This is a genomic window from Luteibacter sp. P1_D3 (genome assembly GCF_056406135.1).
In genome coordinates, this window is sequence record NZ_JBFUAT010000020.1 from 75,586 (window position 1) to 91,137 (window position 15,552).

The window sequence follows — 15,552 nt, forward strand, 5'->3', positions numbered from 1 at the left end:
GGCGGGCATGATGGTTCCTGGTTTCAGAGCACGCAGGGTGCTTCAAGGAGGAACGATGCGCGGTCTGGTTTTCGCGATAGGACTTTTTCTAACGGCTGTTGTGTCGGCGCCCATTCGTTCGACGGATGCGTTGCCCGCTACGGGTTCGGGGCAGCTGACTCCGGAAGAATGCACCCGCTTGATTCGCCGGTCGCTTTACAACCTGGGGGTCGGACCCGGCAGCCCCATGGGCGCAAGCTTGATGAAGAGTTGTGTCACCGGCAGGGATCATTACACCCGGAACTACTACAACTGCGTTTTTGCGGCGACGTACAGCGATTCCCTCGAATGTGCTTATAAGGAGAGGGGGATCGATCGGGGAGCAAAAGACCCGGTGCTGGCAGCTCGGGAGCTCGGTGACACGGGTGAGTACGGTGGAGAGGCACGTGACATGACCCAGGCGATCTATAAGAATTCCGACCCTCGCAAGGAATTCGATAGCATCTCGCGTAATCGCTACCTCACCGAACGCGACAACATCCTGAAAAGCCTCGGCCGCGTCCCCCCGGCAGACGGGCACGTCCCGTTGCATTCATCGCATTCGGAAATCAAGGCCAACGGTACGTCCTACTGGATCGTTCGTGAGGACTTCACCGACGTGCAATTGGTGAAGATCATCCATGAGGACGACAAGGGATCGGAAACCGTTACCTGTGGGCGGTATGGCCCAGGAAACCGGGTCGACATCAGCAAGGGGTTTTGTGCGGCTATGCTGCAGAAATATCTGCATGTGTCGCTGGTTGAATAGCGATGTCTCGTTAGATCGAGGCCGGCAGCAGCGGCGCGCGTCTTGACCGCGGTGATCGATGTCATTGATCGAAAAACGTCGAACTCAAGGAGCGCTGATGACCTATCAAGTGTTTGAACATCTGCTAAGTTCGGCGACGATGCTGAGCGGCGAACAATCACTGCTCGCGATGAAGGACGAGGCGATCCCGTTACTCCGGGATCTCTTGGATGGGACCGCCAAGAACGCTAATGGTGTTGCTTACCGAGATCTCGGATTGCCGCTTCGCTGCGCTTTGGAAGTTGCCATTCGACTTGGCCCCAATGCTAAGCCATTGGAGAGTCTTCTAGTGATGGAACTTCGCGCAGGAAGCGCTGTTGCGGCTACGGCGTTGGGTGGCCTAGCGCAGGCGAGTAAGGAGACGTTTGAGGTTCTTGCGGCTACTTTGGCCGCACCTGCAGCCACACGACAAGACATAAACCTTCCTTTCGAATCCGCCATGGCGCTGGTGCGCTTGGGTGCGCTTGAGGATCCGAGTGTGCGACAGCTGCTTGAGACGTCTAAGAGGGCGGAAGCCATTTTGGCTAAAGTTCGTAGACGGGTGGCCACGCAAGGCGGAGTGTCTGTGGGCGAAGCTCCGTTCTCGTGACCGTCAGGGCGGGCAACCTAGCCGGTCTCGCCCCATACGGGCATGAAGATAGTTCGGGTCGTGCGGTGAGAGATCGACCCGTCCGCGCAACGAATCAGGACGCGTACGGTGAACACGGTGTATATCAATTTCTACGAAACGAATAAGCCCTATGGGTGCTTCTCAAATTTCTCAATGCACCCAATTATTGTCGGCGGCCGTCGATGGGTGACGTCAGAACATTTCTTCCAGGCAATGAAATTCATCGACGAGAGTGATGTTGACGCTGTCGCCATGACACCGACGCCTTTCGAGGCTGCACGGATTGGACGTGAGCGGCATCGCTCCTTTCGCAGCGACTGGGACATGGTTCGCGATGACGTGATGCTCGAGGCATTGCGAGCCAAGTTTACCCAGCACGATGTGTTGTCTGAGGTCCTAAGGTCGACAGGCGACGTCATCCTTGTCGAGCACACCCGGAACGACAACTACTGGGCGGACGGTGGTGACGGCAGTGGCCTTAATCGGCTCGGCGTCCTACTGGGCCTCGTTCGTGAGGGCTTACCACCCTGGCCCGTTCCATTCTGCCAGCCTCCGTGGGTAATGCATCCCGACGTCGAGGTCTCGGACATGTGCTGGAGAATGGGTAGAGGCGAGAGTCTCTTGGCAGCGAGCCGCCAGTTCCGTCGATCCCTTTCTGGGCCGGCGCTCGAGAGCTTCGAAGCTTACTTCCCCGTTCCGGAGGAATGGCGCCGAAGCTGGTGAACCCTGATTGTCTCTGTGGTTCCCGCTGAGTAGCGGTCCACTAAATGGATGGCATCGGAACCAGCTAAAATGGGCCGATGCAACCCACTCTCCCCTCAGCCTTCCGCCTCACCGTCGCTCCCATGATGGACTGGACGGACCGCCACTGCCGGTACTTCCACCGGCTGCTGTCGCCCCATGCCCGCCTTTATACCGAGATGGTGACTAGCGCCGCCCTGGTGCGGGGCAACCAGATTCGCCTCCTCGAGCATAGCCACGAGGAGCATCCGGTGGCCTTGCAGCTGGGCGGTAGTGATCCGGTGGAACTGGCGAAGGCGGCGGTGATGGGCGCCGAAGCCGGGTACGACGAGATCAACCTCAACGTCGGCTGCCCGTCGGACCGCGTTCAGTCGGGCAAATTCGGCGCCTGCCTGATGCGTGAGCCCGAGCTGGTGGGTGAGTGCGTCCGCGCCATGGCCGGTGCGGTGGACATCCCGGTGACGGTGAAATGCCGTATCGGCGTCGACGATCAGGATGAATACGCCGACCTGCAGCGCTTCACCACCACCATGATCGAAGCCGGGGTGGACATCCTTGTCGTGCACGCCCGCAAGGCGTGGCTCGAGGGTCTCAGCCCCAAAGAGAATCGAGAAATCCCACCCCTGGACTACGAGCGCGTCTATCGTCTGAAGCGGGAGTTTCCCGAGCTGACCGTCGTGATCAACGGTGGCATCACCACGGTCGAGGCGGTTCGCCAGCACCTGGGCCAGGTCGATGGGGTGATGATCGGTCGCGCCGCCTACCACGACCCCTTCGTGCTGGCGAAGCTGGAGGCCGATCTCTACGGCACGCCGCTCCCGGATCGCAGCGAGGTGCTGCAGCGCATGCGCATCTACATCGAGGCCGAACTGGCCCGTGGCGGCCAGTTGAAGCACATCACTCGGCACATCTTGGGCCTGTACCAGGGCGAGCCGGGAGCCCGTGGATTCCGCCGGCAGCTGAGCGAGGGGGCTCACCTTCCGGGGGCGGATTGGGGCCTGATCGAGGCCGCCATGGCGCCGCTTCGCCAGGCAGCCTGATTTCGTTCAGCTTCGGGCTGGTCGGGCGTGGGCATGATCGGCCGACCAGTCTTTCTGCGCCAGACATGAAAATCACGTTTCGTCCGCTATTTTTCGCCGCACTTTGCCTTGCTGCGCCCTTTGCCGTGCAGGCCGACCAGTCGCTGACGCTGGAGCAGGCGGTGACTCAGGTGCAAAAAGAAACCAGGGGCAAGGTGCTGTCAGCGGACACGCGGCTCGTCGAGCGCGGTCGCTTTACCGAATACCGGGTCAAGGTGCTCACGTTGGACGGTCATGTCCGCGTCGTGCCGGTCCGAACCGAAACCCCCAAGCCCCTGGACGCCAGCGCCGGGGATAACAAGGAGAAACATTGATGCGAATCCTGCTAGTAGAGGATGAGGCCCCGCTTCGCGAGACCCTCGCCGCGCGCCTGAAGCGCGACGGCTTCGCCGTGGACGCCGCCCAGGATGGCGAAGAGGGCCTGTACCTGGGCCGCGAGGTGCCGTTCGACCTGGCAATCATCGACCTGGGCTTGCCCAAGCTGTCGGGCATGGATCTGGTCAAGGCCTTGCGCGAGCACGGCCAGCGCTACCCGATCCTGATCCTCACCGCCCGCAGCAGCTGGCAGGACAAGGTCGAGGGGCTCAAGCATGGCGCCGACGACTACCTGGTCAAGCCGTTCCATGTCGAGGAACTGCTCGCCCGCATCAACGCGCTGGTCCGCCGCGCGAGTGGCTGGTCTAAGCCGGTGCTGGCCTGTGGCCCGATCAAGCTGGACACCACGGCGCAGACGGTCACCGTCGAGGGCCGCCAGGTCGACCTCACCAGCTATGAGTACAAGGTGCTGGAATACCTGATGCTGCACGCGGGCGAGTTGGTCTCCAAGGCCGACCTCACTGAACACATCTACCAGCAGGACTTCGATCGCGACTCCAACGTGCTGGAGGTCTTCATCGGTCGCCTGCGCCGCAAGCTGGATCCGGAAAGCGTGCTCAAGCCGATCGAGACCGTACGCGGCCGCGGCTACCGCTTTGCCATCCCGCGCAGCGAAGCGGACGAAGATTGATCCATCCGGGGGTGGCGCGATCCAGGTGTGGCGCCACCCCCACGGAAGCACGACGCGCAGAACAAGGCGAACTACGCCTCCGAGCTGTCGGCCATGCACGACCGGCTGCACAACTATGCCATTGCCTACATCACGGGCACGGACACGACCCGCGCCGGCAAGGTGACGACGCCCGATAGCCAGCCCAATCCCGACTTCTCGCGTCCGGGCTCGGGTCTCTACGCGATCATCGTCGGCAACGACGGCTTTCGTTGGGAGTCGTCATCGGCGCTGGGCCGCGATTTCGATTTCGTGCGCATGCTGTCGCCCGGCGAGACCGCCTTCGAACCAGTGGAAACGCGTAGCGGCAAACTCTACGTTTTCAGTTACGGCGTGTCGCTGGATACCACCGACAAACGCAGCGTGCCGTTGACCTTCGCGGTGGCGCAGACCGAAGACCAGTTCGAGCGGCAGGTCGCCACTTACCGGCGCACGCAGTTCCTGTGGCTGGCCATGCTTGGCATGATGCTCATGCTGCTGCAGCTGTTCCTGTTGCGCTGGAGCCTGCTGCCGCTGCGTCGGGTGTCGAGCGACCTCGCGCACATCGAGCGCGGGACACGCGATCATCTTGATGGCCCGTATCCCGTCGAGCTGACCGTGCTTACGCGCCGTCTCAATGCGTTCATCGACAGCGAGCGCGAACAGCGATCCCGCTATCGCGACACGCTGGCGGATCTCGCGCACAGCCTGAAGACGCCACTGGCCGTGGTGCGCTCGCAACTGGAGACCGATGGCGATGCACGCAGCCTGCGTGGCGACATCCTCGACCAGGTACGCAAGATGGACGAGATCGTCGCCTATCAGCTGTCGCGTGCCGCCACGTCGGGTCGGCGTACCATCGCGGCGGAAGAACCCATCGCCGGACATGCCGAGGACCTCGTGCAAAGCCTGGAGAAGGTCTATGCCGCCAAGAACGTCCTCTGCGAATTCGAGATCGACGACGGTGCCGCGTTCCCGGGCGAGCAGGGTGATCTGCTCGAGTTGATGGGCAACCTGGTCGAGAACGCGTTCAAGTGGGCCGACCACCGTGTGCTGCTCACAGCGCGAAGCAGTGGCAAGGGCAAGGGGCGTAGCGGTCTCGAACTGATCGTCGAAGACGATGGCCCCGGCATCGCGGACGACAAGATCGACAGGGTCCTGCAGCGTGGTGTGCGCGGCGACGAGCGCGTCCAGGGCCACGGTATCGGCCTGTCCATCGTGCAGGACATCGTCAAGGCGTACCAGGGCGAGCTGCACGTCGATCGCTCCGAGGAGCTTGGCGGCGCGCGTTTCAGCGTTCGTCTTCCTCCCGGCTGATCGCCTCGGCCTTCGGCGAGGCACCTCAGCCTGCCGGCGACGGCCCGTAGAACGCATCCAGCAGACGCGCCACGTCGGGCGCGGCCTCACGCAGCAGGGCAGGCTGCGAAAAATGCATCTCGCTCGTTACCGCGAAATACTCCTCCGGCGCTTCGGCGGCGTACGGATCGATCGCCGTCTTGCGACCCCGACCCACCTGCCTGGACAACGTGTCGAACCCGCGCTGCATCGTCTGGATCCACTCGCGGCGATTCATCGACGAGGGCAGGGGCGGTACGCCGTTCGCGGGGCCGGCGAGCATGTCGAGCTTGTGCGCCATTTCGTGTACGACGACATTGAAGCCGTCCCAGGGCGCTTCGATATCCAACGCCACATCGGCCAGCGAGAGCACCATCGGGCCGCGCTCCCACGCCTCGCCGATCAAGGTGTCGTCGCGGTCGGTGACCACGCCGGTGGGCGCATCGTAATGATTGCGCCGCACGTTGAACTCACCCGGATAAACCAGCACGTTGGTCCAGCCCTTGAAGGCTTTCGGGCCGTGAGGCAGGGCGGGCAGGCTGGCTTGCATCGCGATGACCAGGCGCCAGAAGTCGTCCAGCGAGGCGCCACCCAACGCGTGGAAACGCTTGGTGTGCAGGAAGCCGGCGGCGAGCTGGCGTAGATAGTGGAGGCGGGGTGCGTCGAGGCTACGGACGAGCGGGAGGCGGGATACCGCCTGCTGCCATAGCACGTCGTCGATCGGAGGTACCGGCGCGCGAAACCGCGCTAGCAACGATTGGACGAAACGCATGAGTGGCGACCGCAGGGACTTAGAGCATCGAGCCGGGGAGCATGGACTGCCAGCTGGGGGCGGGCGAGCGCATCGGCGCGGCACCATCATGCGGGCCATCGTCGGCATCGACGGGGGAGGGTGTGGGTGATGGACTGCTGCTGCGCTGGGGGGCACTGCCCGGACGGGTCGACATAGGGTCGGCTGACGTACTGTCGCGATTGCCCGACGACGAACGGGAGTTGTTGCCCTCGAACGACGACGACACGGCGCCGCCCAGCGAAAGCAGACTACCGGTCAGATCGATGTCGGAAGCGGCGGCGGTGCCGGTGGCACCGACGAGGCACAGACATCCGAAGATGTAGGGTCTGGCGTTCATCGGTAAACCCTGAAAACCTCCGGACATGCCGGGGGACGTCCGATCCTCTCAGAAATTTCACAGGCCTGCCAGTGCTGGAGGTCCGGCGACGGGTCAATTCCAGCGAATACGGGCGAAATGTTCGCCACTGCCCTAGAATCGCCCGATGTCCCGGCTTTCCCCACCCCCGACAGCGGCCGCCTGACGGCCCGACGGCTACCCATGCTCGCACGCGATCTTCTCGAAGCCCTTGCTGGAGGCGATGCCGCGTCCGGCGCCACTCTCGCCAGGACAGCCGGCGTCACGCGCGCCGCGGTCTGGAAACAGATCGAGGCCCTGCGTCTGAAGGGCGTGCCCGTCGAAGCCAAGGTCGGTGGTGGCTACCGTCTGCCCTGGTCGACCGAGCTGCTCGAGGCGCCGCGCATCCGTGCCGGGCTGTCGCCGGCCGCCCTGGCCGACGTCGGCATGATCGAAGTGCACTGGGACATCGACTCGACCTCGAGTGAGCTGGCCCGGCGTATTCCCGTGCTGGACGACCTGGCATTCGTCATGGCCGAGACGCAGTCCGCGGGCCGGGGTCGGCGCGGGCGGACGTGGCTCTCGCCACCGGGAATGAATCTTTACCTGTCCGTGCTGAAACGTTTCGACGCCGGCTTTGCGTCGCTGTCCGGTCTGTCGCTGGCCGTCGGCGTGATGTTGATCCGTGCGCTGGACGACCTGGGCATCCGTACCGCCGGCCTGAAATGGCCGAACGACGTGCTGGCCGGCAACGCCAAGCTGGCGGGCATCCTCGTCGAGCTGTCCGGTGAGTATTCGGGTCCGTGCGCGGCAATCATTGGCGTCGGCCTGAACATCCGCCTCCCGGATTCGCTGCACGAGCGGGCGGACCAGCCGATCACCGACCTCGCTTCCTTGAGTGGAGGCCAGCCGCCCGGACGCAACCGCGTCGCCGCGGCGGTTGTCGCGTCGTTGAGCGAAGGACTCCGGCATTTCGAACGGCATGGCTTTGCGTCGTTCGCAGCGGAATACGGCGCGAGCGATCTTCTGCGCGGCCAGTCGTTGCGGGTGATCGATCCGCGTGGCGAGTACACCGCAACGGGCGAGGGCGTCGATGAACGGGGCGCTTTGCGCGTGCGTCGCGCTACCGGCGAGCTGGTGACGGTCGACAGCGCCGAGGTGTCGGTACGTCGGAGCGCCCCATGATCCTGCTTCTCGACCTGGGCAATACGCGCCTGAAATTCGCCCTGCTCGATGGCGACGCCTTCATCCACCGTGGCGCTTTCGGCTGGGATGCAGACATCGCCCACGAACTGGCCACGCTGTGGGCCGGATGGCCGCAACCGACACGCATCGTCGGTGCATCCGTTGTCGACACGGCTCGGGAGACAGCGGTCGCCGTCGCCGCCGACAAGGCCTTCGGCCATCAGCCGGTGTGGGTACGCACGCCCGCCAAAGCCTGCGGCGTGACCAACGCCTATGCCGAGCCTCACCGTCTTGGTGTCGATCGCTTCCTCGCCATGGTCGACGCGTTCGCCGCGGGACGCGCGCCCTGCGTGCTAGCCAGTGTCGGCACGGCCTTGACCCTGGATGCACTGGACGCGACTGGCCGGCACCTCGGTGGCTGGATTGCGCCGGGGCCCCTGCTCATGCAGCAATCCGTGCTCGGCGCCACCGTGCAGGTACGGCCGAGTCAGCCGGGCGCCGTGCGTGATCTGGCGGACAATACGGCCGATGGTCTCGCCTCGGGTTGCTGGCAGGCCTGCGCGGCGCTCGTCGACCGTTTTGCCGATCGCTCGGCGGCGATGCTTGGTGGTACGCCAACGGTCACCCTCGGCGGTGGCGACGCCGCCGTGCTGGCGCCCTTGCTGCAGCGGGATGTGATGTTGGTGCCCGATACGGTCCTGCGTGGGCTGGCTGTCTGGGCAAAAGCGCACACCCAGGCGGACCATTTCGCCTAGAATCGCGACGCCACCGGTTCGCTCAAGGCCGCCATGCTTCTGCGTTTGATGTTCGTTCTGCTGATTGCCCTCAATATCGCGGTTGCCGCGTGGTTGCTGCTGGGCGAATCGGGCACGCATGCGGTCGATCCTGCCGACAAGGGCGTGCCCACGCTCAAGCTGCTTGCCGAACTTCCGGCGCCGTCCGCGACGGCACCGGCACCGGCGGCGATGCCATCGGTTTCAGGGTCCGCGGCGACGTCGGCCCTGGCCGCCGCTGCCACACCGGCGCGCCTGTCGGAAGAGAAGAGCAGGGCGGTTTCAACGCCTCCCGTCGCTCCGGCCGCTACGGCGGCGACCCCGGCCCCTCGCGAGCCCTCGAAGAAGCCCGCTGTTGAACCACCCGCCCCGCCGGCGCTACTCGCTTCCGCGTCCACCGTGGATGCGCCGACCAGCGCTAAGCGTAGCTACCGCTGCCTTGCCATCGGCCCCTTCACCAACCAGGTCGACCTGCGCAGCACGCGCACCGCCCTCGCGCCGCGTACGGTGCGCAGCCGTCAACGGCAGGAGCAGACCAGCGAGTCCCACGGTTGGCGTGTCTTCCTCCCGGCGCAGGCCACGCGTGACCTGGCCCTGGCCCAGGCCCGGCGACTTGAAGCCAAGGGCGTCAAGGATTACTTCGTGGTCAGTGCTGCCGGCGAGATGCAGAACTCGGTCGCGCTCGGCCTGTTCCATGACCCCGCGAACGCGAAGAAACGCCGCGACGAGGTCATCGCCGCGGGCTTCCCGGCGCGCATGAGCGAACGCACGGAGGTCATCCCTGTGTGGTGGCTCGACGTGGTCGTTCCCGATGACGCCAATGCCGACGTCCGCAGGGGTATCCGCAGTCCCAGCGCAAGCGCCAAACCGACCGGCTGCTTCTGATAAACTCCCCGCCTTCGCCGGCATAGCTCAGTTGGTAGAGCAACCGCCTTGTAAGCGGTAGGTCCCCAGTTCGAATCCGGGTGTCGGCACCAGCGAAGTCAAAGGCCTGCCTCGCGGCGGGCCTTTTTGTCGAGTTCACGCGCCGGATTGCCGTGCCGGACGTCATTCAACCGACCGACTTCCATTTCCTGTCCGATTCCTGAAAGACAAGGCGCGCTGCGTGGTCTGCGTTATCACGATGGTTCAACGCATCGATGGCGCGACGAACCGTCACTTGACCGCTGTAGTGCCCCTTAACAATCAAGCGCAGCAGCTTGTCGGAAGGCGGGGTGATGATGGCCTTTCCTTTTTCCCATAGTGCAAGTGACTGGGAAGTCACCCCGATCAGTTCGGCGAGCGAGACTTGCGACATCTCCATCTGGCGCCGTAAGAAGCGAATGTCGATACCGCGAAGCTTTCCCGCCCGCTGGACGATGGCGAGCGAGATGCTCTCGTGCAGGCCCGAGATATCCTTGAACGCAACGGTCGGCCCGTAGGGCGTGTTCTCTTCGAGATACCCGTTTCGCAGCCAGACGTTGTCCAGGCCAGATTCCAGATAGTGGTACATGGTCATCTTACCCGAAACTCAGTGACGAAGACGAGTTTATAAGCTATAGAAATTATAGGCAACGAAGACGGTGCTGCCGCGAGCCAATAGACTGGTGCCACACGCCATGCACCGCCACGAAGGGACCTTCATGAAGCTCGTCCGATGGATGATCGCGATCGTAGTCGTTCTCATCGCAGCGCCCTTCGTCTTCCTCTACCTGATGCAGGATCGCCTCCTTTATCCGGGGGCGGAAGCCGTCGAAGCCTTCGGTGACCTGAGGATCGCCCGGCCCGACGTGACGCTACGCGGATGGGTTCTGCATCCTGACGCCAGCGATGCGCTCATCGTTTTCGGCGGTAACGGCATGAGCCTGTCGGGCTTCGCCTCACGTCTGGGCCAATGTTCAGATCGCGCCATCTACCTGTTTCCCTACCGCGGGTACGAAGGGCAGGCGGGTAAGCCGCGTGAGCGCGACCTCGTCGACGATGGCGTCGCGCTGGTGGCCGAGGCGGCGAAGAAACACGCCAATGTCGCACTCGCGGGCATCAGCCTCGGCAGTGGCATCGCCATCCAGGTTGCCGCGGAAACCCATCCGCAGCGGTTGTTGCTCGTCACGCCGTACGACAGCATCGCCAACGTGGGAAGAGAGGCTTTCGGGATACCCCTTGATTGGTTGATCCGCGACCGCTACGACACGGCGGCGGCGGTGTCCCGTCTGGGTGCCGTGCCTGTGTACGTGTTGCAGGCAAACAACGATCAGGTCATCGGTTCGGCGCGTACCGAAGCACTCGTCCGGTCGCTGCCGCAGGCGCCGGTTCGCTGGGAGCATGTGGCCGCCGGGCATAACAGCATGCTTCGTACGGAGGTGTTCTGCCAGGCGCTTCGCTTCTGAGTGTTGGGGATCGGGCAACTCGGCGAAGGTACCGGCGTCAGTATGGCCTGCGCGAAACTTCGTCGGCCAGCCGCTGAAACAGCCTGTCGCGCATGATAGCGAGACCGGCTTTCTGGGAGATGCCCTCGACCTGGAGTGGATCGAGGCGATAACTTCCTCTGCTGCCTGACCGATAGGCAACGACATCAGTCGCAATTCCATTCCCGTTTTCGATGCTCACTACGGCGGTCACGTCATAACGCTCGCAGCCAACCATTGTTTGCCAGACCACTACTGTCATTTCTTTCCCCAAAGCTCCTGCCCGAGCGGCGACCATCATGCTGGATTTCCATGTAAGAACTGTGAAAGCTCGCGACGGCGACCTGGCCTTGTTCACGCAGCGCAGACATTGCATGTCCTCCCCGCTCAGCGCGCTCATTGACGATTGAGGCAGGTAAAGCCTAAATTGCAGCGATCAATCGAGGGGTGTCGAATGGAAATGAACCTAGCGGTAGAGATGACGTGTTCCTCGACCGGACTCAGCGACATCGTCGATCACGCCATCGATCACCATCTTTTTTTCCTGCATCGAGCGCGGCTGATCGCTATTCGGCGACTGCTTCCTCCAGCGAAACGAATTCTGGACCTTGGCGGAGCGAACGCGCCGCTCTATCGAATGGGGTACCGGCACGAGTTCGATGAATTGGTCATGGTCGACTTGCCGCAGGATGAGCGGCATGAAGACTATCGCGATGTCGAAGTAACGGCGCCGTACGGTCGAGTGATCATTCATTACGGTGACATGACGTCACTGACCGAGTTCGCGGACGGCAGCTTCGACATGGTCTGGTCGGGCCAGAGTATCGAGCACGTTCCATTGGACAACGCAAAACGGATGTGTCGGGAAGCCTTTCGTGTCCTCGCGCCAGGCGGTCATTTTTGTCTTGACACGCCGAATCGTGCGGTTACGCGCATTCATACAGCGGACTGGCACGGCGGCTTCATCCACCCGGAACATCATCATGAGTTTGAAGCGAAGGAACTCCGGGACATCCTGAAATCAGTGGGCTTTCGCATCGCTGCGGAATACGGAATATGCGAAATGCCAGAGACTGTTGCGTCGGGCACCTTTCATTACAGCGACTTCGTCTTGGGCAATCCTGTAAGCGAACATATCGAGCGTTCCTACGCGCTCTTCTACCACTGCATCAAGCAGTGATAAAAGAGCGCTTCCGGGCCATGGGAGAACTTGCTCTCTGGCGCGGCCCGTTTCACGCCTGACGCAGTGCAGCGTGGGCGTCTTACGGCGGGGTGTAAACTCCCGCAATGAGTCCAACCACACGTTCCGTCGCCCTGATCGGCGTCCCTACCGATATCGGCGCAGGCCATCGCGGCAGTTCCATGGGTCCAGAAGCCTTGCGCGTCGCACGCCTGGGCGAGCGCCTGGCCAAGCGTGGCTTGCATGTCGTCGACCGCGGCAATGTGGCCGGCCCGCTCAACCCCTGGCTGCCGCCGACCGATGGTTACCGACACCTCGGCGAAGCCGTGGCCTGGAACACCTCGGTCCACGAAGCCGTTTTCGCTGAACTCAGCGCGGGTCACCTGCCGATCATGCTCGGCGGCGATCACTGCCTGGCCATCGGCTCGATCTCCGCGGTGTCGCGCCATTGCCGCGACACGGGCAAGAAGCTCCGTGTCCTCTGGCTGGACGCCCACGCCGACTTCAATACCAGCCAGATCACCCCGTCCGGGAACATCCATGGCATGCCCGTCGCCTGCCTGTGCGGTTACGGTCCGGACGAACTCACGCACATCGGCGGTACCGTGCCGGCGACGTCGCCGGACGTGTTCCGCCAGATCGGGATCCGCTCCGTGGACGAAGGCGAGAAGCGCTTTGTACACGAGGTCGGCATCGACATCTACGACATGCGCTACATCGACGAGATCGGCCTGAAGGCCGCGATGGAAGAGGCACTGGCCGGCGTGGATGAAGACACCCACCTGCACGTGAGTTTCGACGTCGACTTCCTCGATCCAAGCATCGCGCCCGGCGTGGGCACGACGGTGCGCGGTGGCCCGGGGTATCGCGAAGCCCAGCTGTGCATGGAGATGATCGCCGACACCGGCCGCGTCGGTTCGCTGGACATCGTCGAGCTGAATCCGGCGTTCGACAAGCGGAACCAGACGGCGAAGCTGGCGGTGGATCTGGTCGAGTCGCTGTTCGGGAAGTCGACGTTGATGCGGTGAGGCGAGCACGCCATTGCCGCTGAAGCGTCTCCCACAGGCGAAGCGGCTCCCACGGGGGGCTGCTTCCCCAGGGCTTGCTCCCATAAGGGGTCAAGCGGGCTAAACTCGAGGGGTTATCGTCTGCAGCCCTTAAGGTTCCCATGCACACCCGCGTCCTCACCGGTATCACCACCACTGGCACGCCGCATCTTGGCAACTACGTCGGCGCGGTCCGGCCGGCCGTCCTGGCCAGCAAGGATCCGAACGTCGACGCGTTCTACTTCATGGCCGACTACCACGCCCTGATCAAGAGCGACGACCCGGACCGCATCGAGGCGTCCCGTTTCAAGATTGCCGCCACGTGGCTGGCGGCAGGCCTGGATCCGAACGCGTCCACCTTCTACCGGCAGTCGGATATCCCCGAGGTACCGGAGCTGATGTGGCTGCTGACCTGCGTGACGTCGAAAGGCTTGCTCAATCGCGCGCACGCCTATAAGGCGGCGGTGGATCGCAACGTCGAAGCGAATGAGGATGCGGATGCCGGCGTCACGGCGGGTTTGTACATGTACCCCGTACTCATGGCCGCCGACATCCTCGCGTTCAACGCGAACAAGGTTCCGGTCGGCCGCGACCAGATCCAGCACATCGAGATGGCGCGCGATATCGCGCAGCGCTTCAACCATACCTTCGGGCGCGAGTTTTTCGTCATGCCCGAGGCGCATATCGAAGAACAGGTCGCCACCTTGCCAGGCCTCGATGGCCGCAAGATGTCCAAGAGCTACGACAACACCGTCCCCCTGTTCGAGGGTGGGGCCAAGGGCATGCGCGATGCGATCATGAAGATCGTGACCGATTCGCGCGCCCCCGGCGAACCGAAGGACACCGAGGATTCGGCGCTTTTCACCATCTTCAAGGCCTTCGCCACACCAGCGGAAACCGCGGCGTTCGCTGACGCTCTGCGTGGAGGGATCGGTTGGGGTGAGGCCAAGCAGGTGTTGTTCGAACGTGTCGAAGCCGATGTGGCGCCGATGCGCGAACGCTACGAGGCCCTGCTGTCACGCCCGGACGATATGGAAGACATCCTGCTTGCCGGTGCGGCGAAGGCGCGCGCGATCGCGGGTCCCCTCGTGGAGACCTTGCGCGATGCCGTGGGTCTGCGTAGCGCGCGTCATCGCAGCGTGGCAGTCGCCGAGCCCGTCGCGACCAAGCCCGTGGCCAAGGCCAAGCCGCCGCGTTTCGCCAGTTTCCGCGACGACGACGGTAGCTTCCGCTTCCGCCTGTTCGCTACCGATGGCGAAGAGTTGTTGCTGTCGAAATCCTTTGCCGACCCCAAGGCGGCCGGTGCACTTCGGCACACACTGTCGACGGTGGGCGGCACCGCTGCGGTCATCGAATCGCAGGGCGATCACGTCGCCCTGTTGGTCGACGGCGAGGTGGTCGCCAATGGCGCGTCCTATCCGGATGAGGTGGCCCGCGCCGCGGCCGTACTTCGTCTCCGTACGGCACTCGACGCACTCGCCTCCGCACAGGACTGACGATGCGCTACCTCGCCCTCATGTTGCTGGCGCCCTGGCTGATCGTGTTGGGCTGGGCGTACTGGCAGTACCCGAAGGCCTTGCTCAGGAACGCCACGCGGCGCGCGTTCGACGTGCTGGCCCTGGTCGCGGCGGTCGCCGCGGCCGTGCAGGCGGCGATGGCGTCCTTCGATGCCGTGGTCATTCCGGCGGCGGACCAGTTCGGCCCGAAGAGCGGCGCGATCTGGCAGCAGGTGGTGCCCGCGCTATGGGGCTACGGCGCCTTCGTCGCCGTCCTCGTCGTCGCGCTGATCATCCGCCAGCTAGTCTGGAAGCCCCGCACACCTAACCGGTAGGAGCCGATTCATCGGCGATCCCGCGGCAGCGGGCCAGTTCACGGCGAATACCCGATCGCCGATGAATCGGCTCCTACAAAAGCGCAGGATCAGCCGCGGAAGCGCTTGGTCAGGCCCTTGAGGAAATTACGCAGGAACTGGTCGCCGCACAGGCGGAAGTTGCTGTGCTTGGGTTGACGGAAGAGGGCGTTGATCTCGCCACGGGTCACTTTGAACCCGGCCTCGCCCATGATGGAGAGGATGTCGTCTTCCTTCAGCTCGAAGGCGACGCGCAGCTTCTTCAGCACCACGTTGTTGTTGATGCGGCTTTCCACGGGGCGCGCCGGCTGGCTCTCGTCGCGACCGCGACGCTGCAGGATCAGTCCGTCGAGGAAGTGAGCCATGGCCAGGTCGGGCATCTCGACGAAGCCC

The 15,552-nt window shown here is 63.6% G+C and carries 20 protein-coding genes and 1 tRNA gene; 16 read left to right on the forward strand and 5 right to left on the reverse strand.

Annotation, left to right across the window (positions count from 1 at the left end; all coding sequences use genetic code 11):
* Positions 1 to 55 precede the first annotated feature (55 nt).
* From AC1DYM_RS13910 to AC1DYM_RS13940, 7 genes are all read left to right on the forward strand, one after another.
* Complete coding sequence (locus AC1DYM_RS13910) at positions 56 to 787, forward strand: hypothetical protein (RefSeq protein WP_477339246.1); 732 nt, start codon at positions 56 to 58, stop codon at positions 785 to 787.
* A 97-nt stretch (positions 788 to 884) separates the two neighbouring features.
* A complete protein-coding gene (locus AC1DYM_RS13915) occupies positions 885 to 1,415 on the forward strand; it encodes a hypothetical protein (RefSeq protein WP_477339248.1) in 531 nt (176 codons plus the stop codon).
* 108 nt (positions 1,416 to 1,523) lie between these two features.
* Entirely contained in the window at positions 1,524 to 2,159 is a 636-nt protein-coding gene (locus AC1DYM_RS13920) for an NADAR family protein (RefSeq protein WP_477339250.1), read from the forward strand.
* Between the two features lie 77 nt (positions 2,160 to 2,236).
* Positions 2,237 to 3,217 (forward strand): tRNA dihydrouridine(20/20a) synthase DusA, encoded by a 981-nt coding sequence (gene dusA, locus AC1DYM_RS13925; RefSeq protein WP_477339252.1) that lies wholly within the window; start codon positions 2,237 to 2,239, stop codon positions 3,215 to 3,217.
* A 65-nt stretch (positions 3,218 to 3,282) separates the two neighbouring features.
* Positions 3,283 to 3,570: a PepSY domain-containing protein gene (locus AC1DYM_RS13930; protein WP_052767120.1), complete on the forward strand. Its 288-nt coding sequence runs from the start codon at positions 3,283 to 3,285 to the stop codon at positions 3,568 to 3,570.
* Positions 3,570 to 4,262 carry a response regulator transcription factor gene (locus AC1DYM_RS13935; RefSeq protein ID WP_477339254.1) on the forward strand — a complete coding sequence of 231 codons (693 nt, stop codon included), beginning with the start codon at positions 3,570 to 3,572 and terminating at the stop codon, positions 4,260 to 4,262. The genes AC1DYM_RS13930 and AC1DYM_RS13935 overlap by 1 nt, the downstream gene beginning before the upstream one ends.
* Before the next feature lie 27 nt (positions 4,263 to 4,289).
* Positions 4,290 to 5,597: an ATP-binding protein gene (locus AC1DYM_RS13940; RefSeq protein WP_477339256.1), complete on the forward strand. Its 1,308-nt coding sequence runs from the start codon at positions 4,290 to 4,292 to the stop codon at positions 5,595 to 5,597.
* A gap of 25 nt (positions 5,598 to 5,622) precedes the next feature.
* Here the strand turns inward: AC1DYM_RS13940 and AC1DYM_RS13945 are convergent, their stop codons facing one another.
* Together AC1DYM_RS13945 and AC1DYM_RS13950 are read right to left on the reverse strand one after the other, a co-directional pair.
* Positions 5,623 to 6,387, reverse strand: a complete 765-nt coding sequence (locus tag AC1DYM_RS13945) for a M90 family metallopeptidase (RefSeq protein WP_477339258.1) — start codon at positions 6,385 to 6,387, stop codon at positions 5,623 to 5,625.
* Positions 6,388 to 6,406: 19 nt separating this feature from the next.
* Positions 6,407 to 6,745: a hypothetical protein gene (locus AC1DYM_RS13950; RefSeq protein WP_477339260.1), complete on the reverse strand. Its 339-nt coding sequence runs from the start codon at positions 6,743 to 6,745 to the stop codon at positions 6,407 to 6,409.
* A gap of 201 nt (positions 6,746 to 6,946) precedes the next feature.
* Here AC1DYM_RS13950 and AC1DYM_RS13955 point away from each other — a divergent pair, with 201 nt between their 5' ends.
* The 4 genes from AC1DYM_RS13955 to AC1DYM_RS13970 all read left to right on the forward strand — a co-directional run bounded on the left by AC1DYM_RS13955 (position 6,947) and on the right by AC1DYM_RS13970 (position 9,677).
* Positions 6,947 to 7,927 (forward strand): biotin--[acetyl-CoA-carboxylase] ligase, encoded by a 981-nt coding sequence (locus AC1DYM_RS13955; protein WP_477339262.1) that lies wholly within the window; start codon positions 6,947 to 6,949, stop codon positions 7,925 to 7,927.
* Positions 7,924 to 8,682 (forward strand): type III pantothenate kinase, encoded by a 759-nt coding sequence (locus AC1DYM_RS13960; protein ID WP_477339264.1) that lies wholly within the window; start codon positions 7,924 to 7,926, stop codon positions 8,680 to 8,682. Before AC1DYM_RS13955 ends, AC1DYM_RS13960 begins: the two co-directional genes overlap by 4 nt.
* 33 nt (positions 8,683 to 8,715) lie before the next feature.
* A complete protein-coding gene (locus tag AC1DYM_RS13965) occupies positions 8,716 to 9,585 on the forward strand; it encodes an SPOR domain-containing protein (protein WP_477339266.1) in 870 nt (289 codons plus the stop codon).
* A 16-nt stretch (positions 9,586 to 9,601) separates the two neighbouring features.
* A tRNA-Thr gene (locus AC1DYM_RS13970) sits at positions 9,602 to 9,677 on the forward strand.
* A gap of 74 nt (positions 9,678 to 9,751) precedes the next feature.
* Here the strand turns inward: AC1DYM_RS13970 and AC1DYM_RS13975 are convergent.
* Positions 9,752 to 10,192 carry a helix-turn-helix domain-containing protein gene (locus AC1DYM_RS13975; RefSeq protein WP_477339268.1) on the reverse strand — a complete coding sequence of 147 codons (441 nt, stop codon included), beginning with the start codon at positions 10,190 to 10,192 and terminating at the stop codon, positions 9,752 to 9,754.
* Positions 10,193 to 10,322: 130 nt separating this feature from the next.
* Here AC1DYM_RS13975 and AC1DYM_RS13980 point away from each other — a divergent pair, with 130 nt between their 5' ends.
* Positions 10,323 to 11,066, forward strand: coding sequence for an alpha/beta hydrolase family protein (locus AC1DYM_RS13980; RefSeq protein WP_477339270.1), 744 nt, complete (start codon positions 10,323 to 10,325; stop codon positions 11,064 to 11,066).
* A gap of 37 nt (positions 11,067 to 11,103) precedes the next feature.
* Here the strand turns inward: AC1DYM_RS13980 and AC1DYM_RS13985 are convergent, their stop codons facing one another.
* Positions 11,104 to 11,385 carry a hypothetical protein gene (locus tag AC1DYM_RS13985; RefSeq protein WP_477339271.1) on the reverse strand — a complete coding sequence of 94 codons (282 nt, stop codon included), beginning with the start codon at positions 11,383 to 11,385 and terminating at the stop codon, positions 11,104 to 11,106.
* A gap of 153 nt (positions 11,386 to 11,538) precedes the next feature.
* Between AC1DYM_RS13985 and AC1DYM_RS13990 the strand changes: the two genes are divergently transcribed.
* From AC1DYM_RS13990 to AC1DYM_RS14005, 4 genes are all read left to right on the forward strand, one after another.
* Positions 11,539 to 12,264 (forward strand): class I SAM-dependent methyltransferase, encoded by a 726-nt coding sequence (locus tag AC1DYM_RS13990; RefSeq protein WP_477339273.1) that lies wholly within the window; start codon positions 11,539 to 11,541, stop codon positions 12,262 to 12,264.
* Positions 12,265 to 12,371: 107 nt separating this feature from the next.
* Positions 12,372 to 13,292, forward strand: coding sequence for an arginase (rocF, locus tag AC1DYM_RS13995; protein ID WP_477339275.1), 921 nt, complete (start codon positions 12,372 to 12,374; stop codon positions 13,290 to 13,292).
* Between the two features lie 140 nt (positions 13,293 to 13,432).
* The gene (locus AC1DYM_RS14000; protein ID WP_477339277.1) at positions 13,433 to 14,806 is read left to right on the forward strand and encodes a tryptophan--tRNA ligase; all 1,374 of its coding nucleotides are present in this window, start codon (positions 13,433 to 13,435) and stop codon (positions 14,804 to 14,806) included.
* A 2-nt stretch (positions 14,807 to 14,808) separates the two neighbouring features.
* Positions 14,809 to 15,141, forward strand: a complete 333-nt coding sequence (locus AC1DYM_RS14005) for a hypothetical protein (protein WP_477339279.1) — start codon at positions 14,809 to 14,811, stop codon at positions 15,139 to 15,141.
* Positions 15,142 to 15,230: 89 nt separating this feature from the next.
* Here AC1DYM_RS14005 and AC1DYM_RS14010 read toward each other — a convergent pair.
* Positions 15,231 to 15,552, reverse strand: a 322-nt coding sequence (locus tag AC1DYM_RS14010; RefSeq protein ID WP_477339281.1) for a YehS family protein, incomplete at its 5' end; no start/stop codon positions are given.

Coding starts and splice junctions, on each gene's coding strand:
- AC1DYM_RS13910 (WP_477339246.1), top strand. CDS start 56: ATGCGCGGTCTGGTTTTCGCGATAGGACTTTTTCTAACGGCTGTTGTG.
- AC1DYM_RS13915 (WP_477339248.1), top strand. CDS start 885: ATGACCTATCAAGTGTTTGAACATCTGCTAAGTTCGGCGACGATGCTG.
- dusA (WP_477339252.1), top strand. CDS start 2,237: ATGCAACCCACTCTCCCCTCAGCCTTCCGCCTCACCGTCGCTCCCATG.
- AC1DYM_RS13930 (WP_052767120.1), top strand. CDS start 3,283: ATGAAAATCACGTTTCGTCCGCTATTTTTCGCCGCACTTTGCCTTGCT.
- AC1DYM_RS13935 (WP_477339254.1), top strand. CDS start 3,570: ATGCGAATCCTGCTAGTAGAGGATGAGGCCCCGCTTCGCGAGACCCTC.
- AC1DYM_RS13945 (WP_477339258.1), bottom strand. CDS start 6,387: ATGCGTTTCGTCCAATCGTTGCTAGCGCGGTTTCGCGCGCCGGTACCT.
- AC1DYM_RS13950 (WP_477339260.1), bottom strand. CDS start 6,745: ATGAACGCCAGACCCTACATCTTCGGATGTCTGTGCCTCGTCGGTGCC.
- AC1DYM_RS13955 (WP_477339262.1), top strand. CDS start 6,947: ATGCTCGCACGCGATCTTCTCGAAGCCCTTGCTGGAGGCGATGCCGCG.
- AC1DYM_RS13960 (WP_477339264.1), top strand. CDS start 7,924: ATGATCCTGCTTCTCGACCTGGGCAATACGCGCCTGAAATTCGCCCTG.
- AC1DYM_RS13965 (WP_477339266.1), top strand. CDS start 8,716: ATGCTTCTGCGTTTGATGTTCGTTCTGCTGATTGCCCTCAATATCGCG.
- AC1DYM_RS13975 (WP_477339268.1), bottom strand. CDS start 10,192: ATGTACCACTATCTGGAATCTGGCCTGGACAACGTCTGGCTGCGAAAC.
- AC1DYM_RS13980 (WP_477339270.1), top strand. CDS start 10,323: ATGAAGCTCGTCCGATGGATGATCGCGATCGTAGTCGTTCTCATCGCA.
- AC1DYM_RS13985 (WP_477339271.1), bottom strand. CDS start 11,385: ATGATGGTCGCCGCTCGGGCAGGAGCTTTGGGGAAAGAAATGACAGTA.
- AC1DYM_RS13990 (WP_477339273.1), top strand. CDS start 11,539: ATGGAAATGAACCTAGCGGTAGAGATGACGTGTTCCTCGACCGGACTC.
- rocF (WP_477339275.1), top strand. CDS start 12,372: ATGAGTCCAACCACACGTTCCGTCGCCCTGATCGGCGTCCCTACCGAT.
- AC1DYM_RS14000 (WP_477339277.1), top strand. CDS start 13,433: ATGCACACCCGCGTCCTCACCGGTATCACCACCACTGGCACGCCGCAT.
- AC1DYM_RS14005 (WP_477339279.1), top strand. CDS start 14,809: ATGCGCTACCTCGCCCTCATGTTGCTGGCGCCCTGGCTGATCGTGTTG.